The organism is Acinetobacter sp. NIPH 2699 (assembly GCF_022549355.1).
Lineage (GTDB): Bacteria > Pseudomonadota > Gammaproteobacteria > Pseudomonadales > Moraxellaceae > Acinetobacter.
The window spans coordinates 225,733-242,703 of record NZ_JAKZGL010000001.1; the positions used below are offsets into that span (position 1 = coordinate 225,733).

The following is a 16,971-nucleotide window of genomic DNA, read 5'->3' on the forward strand; positions in this document are numbered from 1 at the left end:
CCCCAATTAATTTGCTGTGTTTGCTGTTTGATGATTCGCTTGACCGTTACGATGCTGGATATAGGCTCTCCATCCACCAAAATGACTAATATTCTCTGCATCATCTATGCCATAAGGCTCACAAATAAAGCCTTTGACCCAACGGCCATCTTCCAATTCAACATTACCGATGCCCAAAGGCGTTGGAATCTCTGCCACAAATTCACCAAATCGAGCAGTTGGCACATCCCAGAGTTCAACAATGATGCTTTGACCTTCTTGCTGACGAGCTAAACCCGGTTTTGGTGGAATCGTGCCGTTTAAGGCATATAACGCATAATTTTTAGAGGTTTTTGTGGTTTCGATATGCACGGCATCACGCGTGGTCAATTGAAAATTCAGTGGCATGCCTGTCAGATGCGCTCCCACCACCGCAACACGAATATGATGTGGAGAAGCAAGCGTTGCAGGACTTACAGGCAAGCTCTTATCTAAAGCACCCAGTTTAAGTGCCAAGTAGTTTTGCCATGCTTTACCAAAATGAACCAATGCAGCATCATGCCAAGCTGGTGCAATTAAGGTAATGCCAAACGGTAAATGATCCGCTCTAAAACCTGCTGGTACGGCAAGCGCACTAAGATCGGCTAAATTGGTAAAGTTGGTATATATCCCAAAATGCGCGTTATATTCAATGGGATGCTGCTGAACCTGCTCAATGGTGTAAATCGTTGGCGTAGTTGGTACGATTAGGGCATCAAACTCAGTCAATTTCTCCTGAATTTTGCGGGCTAAATCCTGTTTTAAATATTCAGCATTGTAGGCATCGACTGCCGAATATTTTTCACCTTGTTTGATGATTTCTAAAACCGTTGGATCAAAATCTTCCACATTGGTTTTAAGTAATTCTTCAACAGCAGCCGTGCGTTCTGCCACCCACGAACCTTGATACAATTGCGCTGCCAATTTCTCAAAGTCTGAAAAATCAATTTTGGTAATTTCAGCATTTAAACTTTCTAATAATTGAACGGTTTGTTGAAATGCTTTTTCAGCTTGTACATCCCCAAAAAAGTTAAGCTGACTAGGAATGGCAAATTTGAGTTTGCTGGAGAAACGTGCTGGAACATTTTGAGAATGCTTACGAGAATAGCTATCTAAAGGATCAAAAGCTTCAATTTGATGAGCAACCAGATCTGCATCTACCACCGTTAATGCAAAGATAGAAATACAATCGATACTCTTACAAGCAGGTAATAAACCGCGATTTGAAAAACGCCCTTTGGTTGGTTTTAATCCCACAATATTATTGAATCCCGCAGGCACACGTCCTGAACCCGCTGTATCAGTACCCAATGCAAATGGGACTAATCCACGAGCTACTACACTTGCTGAACCCGAACTTGAACCACCACTCACATACTCAGGCTTAAAAGTATTTGGCACTGCACCAAATGGTGAACGTGTCCCGACTAAGCCAGTCGCAAATTGATCAAGGTTGGTTTTACCAATCACAATCGCACCAGCCTGTTTGAGTAAACGAACCGTTTCTGCATCTTGTTCTGCAATTACGGTTAAAGCTTTACATGCCGCTGTTGTGACAAAGCCTGCAACATCAATATTGTCTTTAACCGCAAATGGAATACCGTAGAGTGGAAATTGTTTAGATAGATCATCAGCATCTTGAGTTAAGCTATTCAATGCTTGGATTTGCTGTTCAATTTGCTCTGTACTCGCAACCGAAATCCAAGCACGATCCTGAGAATCAATTGATACAACCAATTCTTTTAAATGATCGAGTTGAATCTCATTTTTTAAATACGCCGTTTGCCATTCAGAAATTGTCCAGCCTAAAGTTTTTATCTCGCTCACTTTATGAATCCTATCTTGTATACAAGTTTGGATAGATAAAAGCAGAAAGCATGCCAACCCTATTTTTATTAAATAAATTAATAGTTTATATATCTTATTTGATGAGTGTTTTTTAAAATTGTTTATTGATGGTGCTAAAAAGGCTTCGGTTTATGGCAAATGCTCCATAACTCAGCACACTTAAATCACATCTAAAATGCTCATACCAGTAATGAAGTTCTTTAAATCTAAACTCAAGTCAATATTTGCTATCTTGGAGGTGGCATGGATGCCGCCCGTTGTGCTGTTGATAATTTATTTATAATAATTGGTATAAAATTAATTTTGGAGAAATAGATTATCTTTTTAATTTTAGATAGTGCGCAATATCTTCGAAATCTGCTTCTAATGCAATCTTTGCTTTTTGTTCCATGACTCTAAATTTTTTCAATATCACTTGCCCAAAATCAGTGACAACTGCACCACCACCATGCGTTCCACCTGTTTGTGTTTCCACAAGATTAGAATGGAAACATTGATTCATGGTATCCACCAATTGCCATGCACGACGATAGCTCATATTCATTGATTTAGCTGCTTGCGAAATCGAACCTGTACGCTGTATTGCTTCAAGTAACTCTGCTTTACCGGGACCAAAAGCAATCTGTTCTTCAGATAATATGCGGACGTGTAATTTTAAACGTGGTTTTGACATGAATAAATACCCAAAGATTTGATGATGCAGGACACACCATCAAATCTAGATTTTAACAATTAAAAATGAATAACGGTACGAATTGACTTGCCTTCATGCATTAAATCAAAGGCTTCATTAATATCTTCAAGCGGCATGGTATGCGTCACAAAAGGTTCAAGCTGAATTTCACCTTTCATCGCATCTTCTACCATTTTTGGTAATTGTGAACGACCTTTCACGCCACCAAACGCTGTGCCCATCCACTTACGTCCTGTGACCAGTTGGAACGGACGAGTTGAGATTTCTTGACCTGCGCCTGCAACGCCAATAATCACCGATTGTCCCCAACCACGATGTGCACATTCCAAAGCAGAACGCATCACATTGGTATTGCCAATACATTCAAAAGAATGATCAACGCCCCAACCTGTCATTTCTACAATCACTTGTTGAATTGGCTGCTCATAATCTTTTGGATTTAAGAAGTCGGTTGCACCAAACTGTTTTGCCAGTTCAAACTTATCAGGATTGGTATCGACTACAATGATTCGACCAGCTTTGGCTTGACGTGCGCCTTGTACCACAGCCAAACCAATACCACCTAAACCAAACACGGCAACACTATCACCCTCTTGTACTTTCGCCGTGTTATGTACTGCACCAATCCCTGTGGTTACGCCACAGCCCAACAAACATACTTGTTCATGGTTGGCTTCAGGATTGATTTTTGCCAAAGACACTTCCGCAACAACAGTATATTCACTAAAGGTTGAACAACCCATATAGTGATAAATCGGTTGACCATTATAAGAGAAACGAGTTGTACCATCTGGCATCACACCTTTACCTTGCGTTGCACGAACCGCAACACATAAATTGGTTTTACCCGATTTACAGAATAAACATTCCTTACATTCTGCGGTATATAGTGGAATCACATGATCGCCTACAGCAACACTGGTCACACCCTCACCAACTTGCACCACAACCCCAGCCCCTTCATGCCCTAATACCGCAGGAAACACACCTTCAGGATCATCGCCAGACAAAGTGAAAGCATCAGTATGGCACACACCTGTATGCGTAATTTTAATGAGGACTTCACCTGCTTTAGGTGGCTCAACATCAAGTTCTACGATTTGTAATGGTTCGCCTGCGGCAAAAGCAACGGCTGCACGAGATTTAATCACAATGACTCTCCTTAATTTTACTTTAAATAAGATTTAAGAATTTTACTGACTTGAATCAGCTCTTGACTGCGTTGCAACTCAGAAGATTCACCGACGACTAAAGTATCTTTTAAGTGAATTTCGAGAAGTTCAGTCATCAAACCATTTAATGCACCACGGACTGCACAGATTTGCTGCAAAATATCTGCACATTCTGTGTCATTTTCCAAAGCACGTTCAACGCTCTGAACTTGACCTTGGATTCGTCTTACACGTGTGAGAATCTTTTTTTTATCCTCTAACTGTTTAGGCATAATGTCGACCACATTAAATCTAAAAATATACTATACACCAGTATAGTAATTTAGCTCAATATTTATTGATTTAAAATTCTATAAAGCGGTGTTTATCGGGATTTACTTATATAAAAGGAAAGATAAACAAGGAAATAAATGATTGATTATATTGATAATTACATTTAACCCTTGGAACAAAAAAGCATTTAGATATATAAGAAAATCAATCATCTACCAATTACTGTTGGACTCGCACGCTTGATCAATAAAATGATAAACAATTCATACCATTTCAAGATAACGACACTAGTTATCATGTTAGGAATGAGTGGCTGTTCTTTGCCACTCAATCAGAACCATGATCGGAGTAATCCCTTGCAAACAAAAACAAAGTGGATAAATGACCCACAATCCGATCTTAATATTGAAAATGGTTTAACTGCATTTTTAGCTTTAGATGATGCTTTTTTAAGTATTGCATCTCGTATCCATTTAATCAGGAATGCGAAATACCATCTAGATTTACAATATTACATTTGGAATGATGATCCTATTGGGAACTTGATGCTTTATGAATTGCTCAATGCTGCTGATAGAGGTGTAAAAATCAGATTAATCATTGATGACCAAAATGGAATCAAACTTGATAAAACCCTCAAAGCGCTGTCTCAGCATCCAAATTTAGAAATTCGAATCTTTAATCCCTACAAATTTAGACACTTGAGATTTATTGATTATATTTTTAGGTTAAATCAAATTAATCATCGTATGCACAATAAACTCACCATTGCTGACGCATCAATTGCTGTCACAGGCGGTAGAAATATTAGTAGTGAATACTTTGACGCAAGTGATCAATTTCAATTTAGTGACATGGACATCTTATTTTATGGAGCATCTGTCGATCATGCCGTTGAGGTTTTCGATGAGTTTTGGAATAGTGACTTAAGTTATTCCACCGAACAGTTGCTCGGTCAAGGCACACAGCAAAAACTTGAAAGTATCAGGCAAAGCTATAAGGCTTTTGATGAAGAAAACACGCTCACTGAAAAGAAACTCGAAGCGGCACAAGACTACTTAAAAATACGTTTGCAAAACTACCCTGTTCAATGGGCAAAAGCGCACTTTGTTGCGGATCGTCCAAATAAAGCTTTGGGACAAGCCAAAGAACAAGAACTGCTTTATTCGCAAGTCTTAAAAATTATGGGGAAGCCTGAGCAGCACATGGAATTGGTTTCAGCCTATTTTGTACCAACTCAACGTGGAGCAGAATATTTAAGCCAATTATCCAATAATGGCATCAAAGTTCGCGTACTTACCAATAGTCTAGTCGCCAATGATGTCGCCGTGGTTCATTCATTTTATAGCCAATATCGTAAACCGCTTCTACAAAATGGCGTACAACTTTATGAGTTCAAACCGAATATTGAACGTAAAAAACGGACGTGGTATGAGATTGCTACGGGTAGCGTGATTCCTGTGAAAGGTAAGAATCGCTCTAGTTTGCATGCGAAATTTTTTGATGTAGATGGAAAAGTCTTCATTGGCTCGTTTAACTTCGACCCTCGTTCAGCTCATTTAAATACTGAAGTTGGTTTGGTGGTTGAATCAGATCATTTGCAAGATCAGATTACAGCGATGCTTGACCAACATTTACTTCAAGTCGCTTATCAGCTCAAACTTGATTCAGATGGAAATATTATTTGGTATGAGCATAAGGAGAATGGTCAGGTGATTGAGCATCACCATGACCCTGAGAGCACAAAATTTCAAAGATTGAGCATGAATATTGTCTCTTATTTTCCAGTTGAATGGATGATGTAAAGACTTATTCCATTATCATCTCAAATAAACATAATCCCTCAATTTTTAAAGGCATCTTAATACTTTCAATAGATGCCTGTTCTAAAGCATCATCATAATTTCTTAAGTCAATTGGACTGGGTATATCCTTCATTGAATCCCCTTATTTTTATAAATAAGCTCACTTTTCTTTAAGCATCTGCTTTTCTATAAATCTATTTTTAGAAGATATAAAAAGATGATGGTCGTAAAATACCATCATCACAGCATATTCAGTTTAAATCTTTGCATGAGCCCCATATTTATCAATCATAATAGAACTGGCTTCATTTAAACCACGTACTATCACATTTGTACCATTCTTTTGGAATTTATTGATAACAGAATCAAGCATCGCAACTGAGGTGACATCCCAAATATGAGCGTGAGTTAAATCAATAATGACCTCTTTCACATCTTCTTTAAAGTCAAAACCTTGTATAAATTTCTCTGAAGAACTAAAGAAAATTTGACCTCGTAAATCATATAAACGGGCTGTTCCCTCAAAGGAGGCTTTGACCTGAATATCATTTTCCAGTTTATTGGCAAGGAACAGTGCAGAAAGCAATACACCTGTCAGCACACCCAAAGCTAAATTATGTGTAGCGACCACTACAATCACCGTGGCAACCATGACCACATTGCTACTCTTAGGATTACTTTTGAATGTTTTTAGCGAATGCCACTCAAAGGTACTAATTGATACCATAAGCATGACAGCAACCAAAGCCGCCATTGGAATGACTTTAAGCCAATCACTGATAAATACGACCAAAATAAGCAGGAAAATACCCGCAGAAAATGTTGATAATCGTGTCAAACCACCAGATTTTACATTAATCATAGATTGGCCAATCATGGCACAGCCTGCCATTCCCCCCATAAATCCTGATGCAATATTTGCTATCCCCTGACCTTTACATTCCTGAAACTTATCACTTGGAGTATCCGTCATTTCATCAACAATCGTTGCCGTCATCATTGATTCAAGTAAACCAACAGCAGCTAGTGCAACTGAATAAGGCAAAATAATTATTAAGGTTTCGAGGTTTAAAGGAATATCTGGGATTAAAAACACTGGCAATGTATTCGGTAATGCTCCCATATCACCAACTGTTCGTACATCTACCCCGAAAGAAACGGCAAGTAATGTAATCACAACAATACATACCAGAGGTGATGGAATGAATTGACCTAATCTAGGAATAAGTGGGAACAGGTAAATAATTGCCAAACCCAAAGCAACAAAAGCATACACAGACCAAGTAACATTGATCAGTTCGGGCAATTGTGCCATAAAAATCAGTATGGCTAAGGCATTCACAAAACCAATCACAACAGATTTGGATACAAAACGCATAAGCTTGGCCAATTTTACATAGCCTGCAAATATTTGAATAACACCAGTCAAAATCGTTGCAGCAAGTAAATATTCGAGGCCATGTTCCTTGACCAACGTAACCATAAGTAAAGCCATCGCACCGGTGGCTGCTGAAATCATTGCAGGACGCCCTCCTACAAACGAAATGACCACAGCAATACAAAACGAAGCATATAGCCCAACTTTAGGATCTACACCAGCAATAATTGAAAATGCAATTGCTTCAGGAATTAATGCAAGCCCGACAACAAGTCCTGCTAGAACATCGCCACGAATGTTAGAGAACCATTGTGCTCTGATATGAGATAACATTGAAATAGCCTAATTTGGAATTTTTAGATAGGCTAGTGATGTGATATATAAACACACAAGCGACTACACCACATCACTAGACAGTGATGAGTTATTTACGATTAGAAAGGTAAATAAATTAAGGTGGAGTCAGAATCATAAGTGCGAAAATAGAATGAATATAAAATTTGAGTGTGTATTGTAGATCAGTTTAATTAAAAATTCACTTGATTTACCAATCGCCACTCAAATGATTGAAGTTTTGCTTTATTAAACCAAACCAATTTCCTTAAAAAAATATCGGTAAGCATCTGCCTTCTTTTCCAGTGCTAAAGGATATGCTCTTGAAGATGATGGTAGGCGATATAAGTTCAGCTCACGATTTTCATAGCTGACTTGGACAGATTGCCCAATTATTGGCTTAATTATCTGTTCAGGAAAATGCTGCATCAAAGTATCGGTTGCTTTATCCCCTGTCGTCATGATGGTATGACACATTGGAATTTGCTCAAGTAATTTGGATAAATCAGTTGGCGTGACGATCTCTAAAAACTTATCCGAAGCATTGCCTTGCAATCTTTTAACTTGATATGCCGTATCAAATATTCCAACACCAATTTCTGTTAAAAAATCACGTATCAGTTGTTCTTTAAAATTTTTATTCGGCAAGTCTAAAAAATAATCCTTGTCTTGAAAAAAAATCAGACCAAATATCCGCCACATGTCATTCTGATAATTTGGATAATAGAAATCCATCTTCCATCGAGTTTGAGGTGGAGGAAAACTTCCTAGCATGAGCAACTTTGCTTGAGCAGGTAAAAATGGCGTTAAAGGATGAGTTTCAATTTCGATATCAATCATTTAGGAAAAACCAAGACATTAAAAGCACCTTTTTTCATAAAGACTACACTTCAACAAAGACCATTCAAAACAACCTACAGACAGAAAGCCCTACCAAGGGCTTTCCAATCTACTTTTAAGCGTGAAATTCTGGTGTGCTCATCTCACCTAAATAACAAATAGATAGCGCAAATAAGTTCTCAGGAATGGCTGAAGGATCATTCTTTTTGATCCACTCTAGACCAATGACACCAAGCTCATTTAATTTTGATTGAGAAACGGGTGGTAAAAAGGTTTCCAAAGGCAGTTGGATACTAAAATTTCGAGTATTACCGCTATCATTCTTATCATTAAAAGTATAACCAATTAAATACCAATGATATTTTTTTTCAGACATTTCTTATTCTCAAGTTGAATTGTTGAGATATTTTTATACCACAGAAATCCAAGAAGCCCACGCTAAACTGGTGTAGCTGTCTATTTTTTGTCATATTGTTGATAGATTCACAAGAGTTTAAGCATTCATAAGCAAGCATTGCCTTTTCACAGGATTTAGTAGATGAGTTCTCTAAATTACAACCAAGTTAACAAATCTGGATTTTTAGATTTGATAAATTGATGTTCATTGACACTCAATAACTGCGGCTCACCATTGACTAACTTCAATGTGGTCACACTGGTGTTCGCAATAGACCAGCTCAGAGCGAAAGTCCGTTGTACACTCAATTCAAGTAATTTACCTACGACAACAGAGATCACTCCACCAGAAGTAAAAACCACAGCTTCTTGTGGTTGTTTATCCGCCAATTCAGTACATAAATTTTGTAATGCGCTTTCTACACGCATTTTAAAAGTGATCCAAGATTCATCATATTCATGATGAAATTCCTCATTTGTCCAACGGGCAATCGCCTGATCGAAAATCTGAAATAAATAAGCCCTTGGATCGACTTCTTGAAAAATATCTTGTTTCAATGCTTCTGGTTGAGCAAATCTAGGTTCATACAACGAAAATACTTGATGATGATTAAACTCATTCCATAACCCATCAATTTTATAGTCCGCTTGAGGAAAACATTCATTCAATGAAATTTGCGTGGTTTGCTGATGACGTTTCATGCTGCCCGAAATGATATAAGGCGGTTCAGTAAAAAGATGTTTAAAATATTGCCCTAAGAGCTTTGCCTGCGCTTCACCATTTTCAGATAGCTCATCGTAATTACTTTTACCAAATGAAGCCTGACCATGTCTGACTAAATAAATGGTGGTCATTTAAACACCTTAATTTCAGCAAGTTTTAAAATGAATTGTAGTTTTATCATAGCGTTGACCGAATGTACAAAATATTTATTTTGATATATCAACGGTAGTGAATCAAATTATTAAATTCACTTAGGCTATTCTAAGTGTATATAACAGTATTGGCATTTAGCGAAGCCTAACTCAGGTTGTTTACTGATTAAAGTAATTTAAAGGTAGCTTTAAATAACGTATGCCGTTGGACTCAGGTTCAGGAAAACGCCCAGCATCCATATTAATTTGGATAGATGGCAGAATGAGTTTCGGCATAGATAAAGTCGCATCACGTGCCTGCCTCATTCGAACAAAATCTTGTTTGCGAGCTTTAGCATCTATATGAATATTCGTTTGCTTTTGTGTACTGATACTTGTTTCATAAACATATTCATCTCGTCCCTCTGGCTTGTAGTCATGACAAAGGAAAACTCTTGTTTGCTCAGGAAGCTGATATAGTTTTTGTACTGAATCAAATAATTGGTCCGCACTTCCTTTCGGAAAGTCACAACGTGCCGTACCGTAGTCAGGCATAAATAGCGTATCTCCTATAAATACAGCATCGCCAATCACATAGCTCAAACATGCAGGCGTATGCCCTGGTGTTGGAATGTTATAGGCATCTAATTTACCAATACTAAAATGCTCATTGTCTTTAAATAAATAATCAAAGCTTTGATATGTATTAAAATACTTGATATCAATGCCGTATATCGTACTGAAAGTTTCTTGAACAATGCTAATCTTCTGACTCATGGCAACTTTGCCACCCAATTTTGATTTTAAGTATTGAGAAGCGGTTAGATGATCTGCATGTACATGCGTTTCCAATATCCATTCAACTTTTAATTGATGATCTTCAATGTATTGAACGATTTGATCTGCACTTTCAGTCGAGGTTGAAGCTGATGCAGGGTCATAATTCAATACACTATCAATTACAGCACAACAATTTGTCTGAGGATCTTTTAAGACATAGCTAAATGTATTGGTATCTTGATCAAAAAAAGCTTTAACTTGAGGATGTAGCATTTTAGTTCTCCTACCGCTCAGCCCATAAATAATGAATAAACATACCAAATAGCATTGCCGTAATAAAATACCAAATTTGAGAATACCCCAATCCAATCAATGTAATTGCAGGTGCAGGACAAACACCAGCAATTCCCCAACCAATACCAAATAATATGGCTCCGATCACCAGCTTTTTATCAATCTGAGTATTTGTGGGTAACGTAATTTCTTCTCCAAATAATGTTTTTGGATGACGAATTGCTTTTTGGAAAGGAATAATTGCAACAGCAATTGCTCCGATCATCACAAACATTAAGCTGATATCCCATTGGCCAAAAATATCGAGGAAACCTAAGACTTTTTCTGGATTCGACATCCCCGAAATCATCAGACCCAGCGCAAATAAGCTACCAAATAAAAAAGCGAAAATATTTTTCATAACATCGCTCCGAATAAATGGCGTGCAATATATACCGTTACAATCCCAGCAAACATGAATATCATCGTTGCAACGATTGAACGTATCGATAAGCGACTTATTCCACAAATACCATGTCCACTGGTACATCCTGAGCCTAGACGTGTACCAAAACCGACCAACACCCCAGCAATAATTAGGGCTATCGGAGATGACTGCAATAGAATTTCAGGTTGAATAAAAAATTGATAAATAAATGGTGTGATAAGCAAACCTAATAAAAACCATAATGCTGAACTTTTAAACAATGATCTTGGTTGGAGTAGCTGGGCGATCAAACCACTAATTCCTGCGATACGACCATTGATATATAAATAACCAATCACTGCTAACCCAATAAGAACACCGCCTAGCAGCGCCATCAACATACTATTCATATTCCACCTCAAATATTATGTATTTTTATAATATATTAAAATAAATATTGATTATCTAGATTCAATGTAATGATTTATTTTATCTGAGTTTATTCCTCAAATTTACATCCAGCGATTAGGTTCTATCCCTATCATATTGATACAAAATCATTACTCTAGCACTATATTGTGCATTTTGCACAATTAAACTATAATAAGTGCATATACAACATGAGGGTTTCATCATGAGTGCATTATTAAAACAACCCGCAGACAAAAAAGTTGTACTCGCTAAAGCAGTACTGAATGCGGCCGAACAGCTTGATTTAAAACAGGTACAACTTGCAGCTATTCTTGGCGTACATCGTACAGCGATTAGCCGATTGAAAAGCAATCCTGAATTAGATCCTGCTTCTAAACAAGGTGAACTGGCGCTATTACTTATTCGTCTATCACGGGCATTATACGCATTGACTGGTGGAGATACCGACTGGATGCGTCATTTTCTGAATACACCGAATCGCGTTACAGGTGGTATCCCCGTTAAACAGCTTGAGAGTGTGAGTGGATTGGTTTCTGTTCTGCAATTTGTCGATGCAATTCGAGGTAAAGTATGACCGCCATTGAACAAGATCTATGGCAAAGTTGTGAGGGAAAAAAACATATCGTGCCTTTATCGGGTACGTTATATCGCCTAGTAGAGAGCCAAGAACAAATTGCAACACGACAATTAGTTGATACATTAGAAGAACAAGCATTATTGGAGGATATGCTGGAATTAGTTAAACCGCCCTATCCTCAAAACTCAGACCACTTACATTATCTACTTAAAACGCCTTTTCGCTACCCACCACTAAAATGGGGTTCACGTTTTGGTCGAACATTTGAACCGAGTATTTTTTATGGCGGATGTAGTATCGCTGTTACGCTGGCTGAATCAGCTTATTATCGCTTTATATTTTGGCATTCAATGAATGGACAACCTAAGAAAAAGACCATCCGTACCGAGCATACACTATTTTCAGTAGGCTACCATTGTAATAAAGGAATCCGCTTACAATCTCCACCCTTTGACCAGTATCTTGCTCTCATCGCGCACCCAACAAATTATAGCTACGCACAACAATTGGGCACATCTATGAGAAATGCAGACATAGAGATATTTGAATATCCATCTGCCCGTGAAAATGAGCATGCGGCTTGTGTTGGACTATTCACGGCCGAACACTTTAGCCAAAATAGCCCCATAGATAGAGAGCAATGGTTTTGTGATATTGGTGCAGATGAAGTGATATTTAAAGCTGTGGAAGATTCAAGCATTGTTCGTTTTGAATTATCACAATTTTTACAACAAGGTGTATTTCCAATGCCTGCATAAAGCACCTTCTCCCATATATAAAAATGCCCCGATATTTCTCGGGGCAATTAAATAATTCTATTTAACTCACTAAATCTTCAACCCCAATGAGCTTAGGTAATTTTTCAATCAGTTTGTTTAACTCCGCATTTGCTGGAGAAATACAGCCCATATAATGACTTAAATTAGTCACAGTACCATCTGGACGTGACCATGAGAAATATGCACTCTGTTGATCTGTTGCGGTCTGCTCACACCCTGTGGTTTTTACACTTGTAGCTGTTTCTGGGCGATAAATTTTCAGTTCTTGTTGGAGCTTCTTATAAATAGAAGGGTCAACTGTTAGATTTTGAGTTCCTGTCACTTTAGTATATTGCTTACCATCAAAATGAACATTCCCAGAAGGAGAAATCTCAACAGAATAAATCGGACATGTACCAAAACAAGGACTCGTTGAGTAGCGAATCGTTTCCTGTACGGTATCTTGAGGCTGTTGTGTTGTTGTAGCACAACCAACTAGAGAAAAACTAAAAAGGCCTGCAAGTAATAATTTTTTCATTTATTGATCCATTATCAAGATTGTTGTTTAAATTTAACAAATTGTGAAATACTTGTCATTTATGTTAACAAGGAAATGATAAATTTCATCTAATTTACTTAGGCTATTTCACATTAAAAAAGATATGCCTAAATTTCAGCCGAATTTACTTGAGACAGAAAAACTAAACGTGCAAGTTCTAAATCATCCATATAAGTAATTTTAATATTATCTGAACGTCCCTGTACAACTTGCACAGGTTCATTGATATATTCCAATGCACTTGCTTCATCTGTAATATTTATTTGGGCAGCTAATGCAGTTTCAATCGCATGTTTTAAGGTTTTTAATCTTGCCATTTGTGGTGTTTGCGCTTGCCATAAGTGTTCACGGCTGACTGTCTTTTCGATTTGATGGTTGGATTGCACATGTTTTAAGGTATCCCGAACTGGAATCGCTAAAATAGAACTTTGATTCGCTTGTACTGATGACCGTACCAATTTCTCTAAACAGTTCGCTGTCACACATGGACGTGCAGCATCATGCACCAGAACCCAATCATTTTCATCTGCAATATCAGATAGATAAATTAAAGCATTAAGAACCGAATGGACGCGCTCTGTACCGCCAGCACAGAAGTGCAATTTATCTGGATATTGAAACGGAAGTGTTTGAGCAAAGTTATCTTGCTCACCGATCGCAAGCACACATCCAGCCAAATCCAATGTATTTAAACGATTGACCGTATGTTCAAGCACAGTTTGATTTTGGATATATTGATATTGTTTCAGTTCTGTTTTGGAAAAGCGACTGCCCGAACCTGCTGCTGGAACAACTGCCCACAACTTAGTTTTCATTGGTTGCGGTATCTACGTCAGCATTTGGATCAATATAAATGGGTTTGTAATGGGTACTAATCGTACTCATTTGCACAAAGGTTTCATGCGGTTTAACTAAACCCAAATCTAGGCGTGCGTGTTCTTCTATCGCTTCACTGCCATTTTTTAAATCAAAAACTTCGGCTGCTAGAATACGATTACGCTCTTTTAATTCGGTATTAATTTCAGCTTGTTGCTGAATTTGATGGGTTAAAGCCTGATGAGGAACGTATCCTCCCTCACCAAGCCAAAACCGATACTGCAAACTTGCAATCAAAACGACTGCAAGTAACAGAATCAACTTACTCGACGTAGATCTAAAAATCTCTAACATAAAAAACTCCCTATATCCCTCTTTAAAGGAAGATCAGTCACGAATTCTATAGGATTCTGAATTCGTGAAGTTTCTCTCTTTTGTAAAGAAAGAGGGCCAGGAGAATTCAACATAGCTGAGATTGACCTTAATTTAGACCTTTAAACTCAGCTTTACCGCGGTAAGCTGCTTGAGTTAATTCTTCAATACGAAGCAATTGGTTATATTTTGCAACACGGTCAGAACGGCAAAGTGAACCCGTCTTGATTTGGCCTGCTGCTGTACCAACGGCTAAGTCAGCAATGGTCGAATCTTCTGTTTCACCTGAGCGATGTGAAATAACAGTACTATAACCATTTGCTTTTGCAAGGTAAATTGCATCTAGAGTTTCAGTCAAAGTACCAATTTGGTTATATTTGATCAGAATAGAGTTACCTACTTTCTCATCAATACCACGTTGTAAAATCTTAGGATTTGTTACGAATAAATCGTCACCAACCAATTGAATCTTATCGCCAAGGATTGAGGTTAAGTAGCTCCAACCTTCCCAATCAGACTCATCTAAACCATCTTCGATTGAGATAATTGGATACTGGTTTACAAGACCTGCCAAATAATCAGCAAATTGATTGCTGGTAAATGCTTTATTGCCTTCGCCTGCAAGAATATATTGACCATTTTTGTAGAATTCTGATGATGCACAATCAAGCGCAAGCATAATGTCAGAACCTGCTTTATAGCCAGTTTTTTCAATTGACTCAAGAATAACAGTGATTGCTTCTTCATTAGAACGAAGGTTTGGCGCAAAACCACCTTCATCACCAACGGCTGTGTTTAGGCCTTGTTTCTTTAAAACTGATTTTAAAGAATGGAAAATTTCAGCACCCGCACGTAGCGCTTCAGAGAATGAAGTGAAACCAACGGGTTCAATCATGAACTCTTGAATATCTACATTATTATCCGCATGTGAACCACCATTGATGATGTTCATCATTGGAACAGGCATCGTCAAAATCGTTTGACCACGAAGATCTGCGATGTATTGGAAAAGCGGTGTTTTCTTTTCATCAGCAGCAGCGCGTGCAACAGCTAAAGATACAGCTAGCGTTGCGTTAGCACCTAATTTTTCTTTGTTTTCAGTACCATCAAGCGCGATCATTGTATTATCAATGTCTTTTTGCTCAAAAACTGATTTACCCAACAAAGCATCACGAATCAGTGTGTTAACGTTATTAACTGCTGTACGAACACCTTTACCTAAGTAACGCGCTTTATCACCGTCACGAAGTTCTAAAGCTTCACGAGAACCAGTTGAAGCACCAGATGGTGCACATGCACGACCAACAACCCCAGATTCTAAAATTACGTCTGCTTCGATGGTTGGGTTACCACGAGAGTCCAAAATTTCGCGCGCACGAATATCAACGATTTGGCTCATGAACAATTCCTCTGTTGAATGAATAGTAAATTAAACTTTTGCCCCCTTAACGTCCCCCTTTTATAGAGGAACTCAAAGGGGTAAGGTAAGTTTAATGTGTATCTAACTTTTTGAATCCTTTAATCAAAGTATCCAATTCTTTTAATTGCGCCAAAAATGGCTCAAGCTGAGATAAACGCAATGCACAAGGTCCATCACATTTTGCATTTTCAGGGTCTGGATGTGCTTCCAAGAACAGACCAGCTAAACCTGTTGCCATACCAGCACGTGCTAAAGTCGTGATTTGCGCACGGCGACCACCAGCAGAATCTGAACGACCACCCGGTGTTTGCAATGCATGAGTCACATCAAAGAAAACAGGGACATTCATTTCTTTCATCGTGTCAAAACCCAGCATATCAACAACCAAGTTGTTATAACCAAATGCTGAACCACGTTCGCAAAGAATCAGTTTGTCATTTCCAGCTTCTAAACATTTATGCAGAATATGACGCATTTCATGTGGTGCTAAAAATTGTGCTTTCTTGATATTGATAATAGCTTGTGTCTTTGCCATTGCTTCAACAAGATCAGTCTGACGACTTAAAAATGCTGGCAGTTGGATAATGTCTGCAACTTCCGCAACTGGTGCAGCCTGATAAGGTTCATGCACATCAGTAATAATAGGCACATTGAACTGTTTTTTAATGTCTGCAAGCCATTCCAGTCCTTTTTCCAAACCTGGACCACGGAATGAATTTAAGCTTGAGCGATTCGCTTTATCAAAGCTTGCTTTGAACACATAAGGAATATCTAAGCGCTTGCAAATATCAACATAAGTTTCAGCAATTTCAAAGGCTAAATCTTTTGATTCGAGTACGTTCATTCCGCCAAACAATACAAATGGCAAATGATTTGCCATTTGTATATCGCCTAAACGTACAACTTCTTGTGGTTTTAATTGTGACATCTAAACTTTCCCAGTTT

19 protein-coding genes are annotated in these 16,971 nt (G+C 38.0%); 3 read left to right on the forward strand and 16 right to left on the reverse strand.

All coding sequences use genetic code 11. The features are described 5' to 3' along the window. Positions 1-6: 6 nt before the first annotated feature. The 4 genes from atzF to MMP72_RS01045 form a co-directional block, all read right to left on the reverse strand. Positions 7-1,845: an allophanate hydrolase gene (atzF, locus tag MMP72_RS01030; protein ID WP_241313818.1), complete on the reverse strand. Its 1,839-nt coding sequence runs from the start codon at positions 1,843-1,845 to the stop codon at positions 7-9. A gap of 337 nt (positions 1,846-2,182) precedes the next feature. Further along, entirely contained in the window at positions 2,183-2,539 is a 357-nt protein-coding gene (locus tag MMP72_RS01035) for a LysR family transcriptional regulator (RefSeq protein ID WP_241313819.1), read from the reverse strand. Positions 2,540-2,598: 59 nt separating this feature from the next. Then, entirely contained in the window at positions 2,599-3,708 is a 1,110-nt protein-coding gene (locus MMP72_RS01040) for an S-(hydroxymethyl)glutathione dehydrogenase/class III alcohol dehydrogenase (RefSeq protein WP_241314009.1), read from the reverse strand. Positions 3,709-3,728: 20 nt separating this feature from the next. After that, the gene (locus MMP72_RS01045; protein WP_004653592.1) at positions 3,729-4,004 is read right to left on the reverse strand and encodes a metal/formaldehyde-sensitive transcriptional repressor; all 276 of its coding nucleotides are present in this window, start codon (positions 4,002-4,004) and stop codon (positions 3,729-3,731) included. 297 nt (positions 4,005-4,301) lie between these two features. Between MMP72_RS01045 and MMP72_RS01050 the strand changes: the two genes are divergently transcribed. Then, positions 4,302-5,810: a phospholipase D family protein gene (locus tag MMP72_RS01050; RefSeq protein ID WP_241313820.1), complete on the forward strand. Its 1,509-nt coding sequence runs from the start codon at positions 4,302-4,304 to the stop codon at positions 5,808-5,810. A 256-nt stretch (positions 5,811-6,066) separates the two neighbouring features. Here the strand turns inward: MMP72_RS01050 and MMP72_RS01055 are convergent, their stop codons facing one another. From MMP72_RS01055 to MMP72_RS01085, 7 genes are all read right to left on the reverse strand, one after another. Continuing rightward, positions 6,067-7,521: a SulP family inorganic anion transporter gene (locus MMP72_RS01055; protein ID WP_241313821.1), complete on the reverse strand. Its 1,455-nt coding sequence runs from the start codon at positions 7,519-7,521 to the stop codon at positions 6,067-6,069. Positions 7,522-7,770: 249 nt separating this feature from the next. Then, positions 7,771-8,361 carry a uracil-DNA glycosylase family protein gene (locus MMP72_RS01060; protein WP_241313822.1) on the reverse strand — a complete coding sequence of 197 codons (591 nt, stop codon included), beginning with the start codon at positions 8,359-8,361 and terminating at the stop codon, positions 7,771-7,773. Between the two features lie 115 nt (positions 8,362-8,476). After that, positions 8,477-8,737, reverse strand: coding sequence for a hypothetical protein (locus MMP72_RS01065; protein ID WP_241313823.1), 261 nt, complete (start codon positions 8,735-8,737; stop codon positions 8,477-8,479). 176 nt (positions 8,738-8,913) lie between these two features. Further along, positions 8,914-9,612: a histidine phosphatase family protein gene (locus tag MMP72_RS01070; protein WP_241313824.1), complete on the reverse strand. Its 699-nt coding sequence runs from the start codon at positions 9,610-9,612 to the stop codon at positions 8,914-8,916. A gap of 180 nt (positions 9,613-9,792) precedes the next feature. After that, positions 9,793-10,665 (reverse strand): MBL fold metallo-hydrolase, encoded by an 873-nt coding sequence (locus MMP72_RS01075; RefSeq protein WP_241313825.1) that lies wholly within the window; start codon positions 10,663-10,665, stop codon positions 9,793-9,795. A gap of 10 nt (positions 10,666-10,675) precedes the next feature. Further along, the gene (locus MMP72_RS01080; protein WP_241313826.1) at positions 10,676-11,086 is read right to left on the reverse strand and encodes a YeeE/YedE family protein; all 411 of its coding nucleotides are present in this window, start codon (positions 11,084-11,086) and stop codon (positions 10,676-10,678) included. Further along, complete coding sequence (locus MMP72_RS01085) at positions 11,083-11,502, reverse strand: YeeE/YedE thiosulfate transporter family protein (RefSeq protein WP_241313827.1); 420 nt, start codon at positions 11,500-11,502, stop codon at positions 11,083-11,085. The genes MMP72_RS01080 and MMP72_RS01085 overlap by 4 nt, the downstream gene beginning before the upstream one ends. 224 nt (positions 11,503-11,726) lie before the next feature. On the opposite strand from MMP72_RS01085, the gene MMP72_RS01090 reads away from it, so the two are divergent. Further along, a complete protein-coding gene (locus MMP72_RS01090; protein WP_241313828.1) occupies positions 11,727-12,098 on the forward strand; it encodes an XRE family transcriptional regulator in 372 nt (123 codons plus the stop codon). After that, the gene (locus tag MMP72_RS01095) at positions 12,095-12,859 is read left to right on the forward strand and encodes an RES family NAD+ phosphorylase (protein WP_241313829.1); all 765 of its coding nucleotides are present in this window, start codon (positions 12,095-12,097) and stop codon (positions 12,857-12,859) included. The genes MMP72_RS01090 and MMP72_RS01095 overlap by 4 nt, the downstream gene beginning before the upstream one ends. A gap of 61 nt (positions 12,860-12,920) precedes the next feature. Here the strand turns inward: MMP72_RS01095 and MMP72_RS01100 are convergent, their stop codons facing one another. From MMP72_RS01100 to kdsA, 5 genes are all read right to left on the reverse strand, one after another. Next, positions 12,921-13,397, reverse strand: a complete 477-nt coding sequence (locus tag MMP72_RS01100; RefSeq protein ID WP_241313830.1) for a DUF6438 domain-containing protein — start codon at positions 13,395-13,397, stop codon at positions 12,921-12,923. 128 nt (positions 13,398-13,525) lie between these two features. After that, positions 13,526-14,233, reverse strand: a complete 708-nt coding sequence (ispD, locus tag MMP72_RS01105) for a 2-C-methyl-D-erythritol 4-phosphate cytidylyltransferase (protein WP_241313831.1) — start codon at positions 14,231-14,233, stop codon at positions 13,526-13,528. Further along, positions 14,223-14,588 carry a cell division protein FtsB gene (gene ftsB, locus MMP72_RS01110; RefSeq protein ID WP_241313832.1) on the reverse strand — a complete coding sequence of 122 codons (366 nt, stop codon included), beginning with the start codon at positions 14,586-14,588 and terminating at the stop codon, positions 14,223-14,225. The genes ispD and ftsB overlap by 11 nt, the downstream gene beginning before the upstream one ends. Before the next feature lie 127 nt (positions 14,589-14,715). Then, the gene (gene eno, locus MMP72_RS01115; protein WP_241313833.1) at positions 14,716-16,005 is read right to left on the reverse strand and encodes a phosphopyruvate hydratase; all 1,290 of its coding nucleotides are present in this window, start codon (positions 16,003-16,005) and stop codon (positions 14,716-14,718) included. 91 nt (positions 16,006-16,096) lie between these two features. Further along, positions 16,097-16,954 carry a 3-deoxy-8-phosphooctulonate synthase gene (gene kdsA, locus MMP72_RS01120; protein WP_241313834.1) on the reverse strand — a complete coding sequence of 286 codons (858 nt, stop codon included), beginning with the start codon at positions 16,952-16,954 and terminating at the stop codon, positions 16,097-16,099. Positions 16,955-16,971 lie beyond the last annotated feature (17 nt).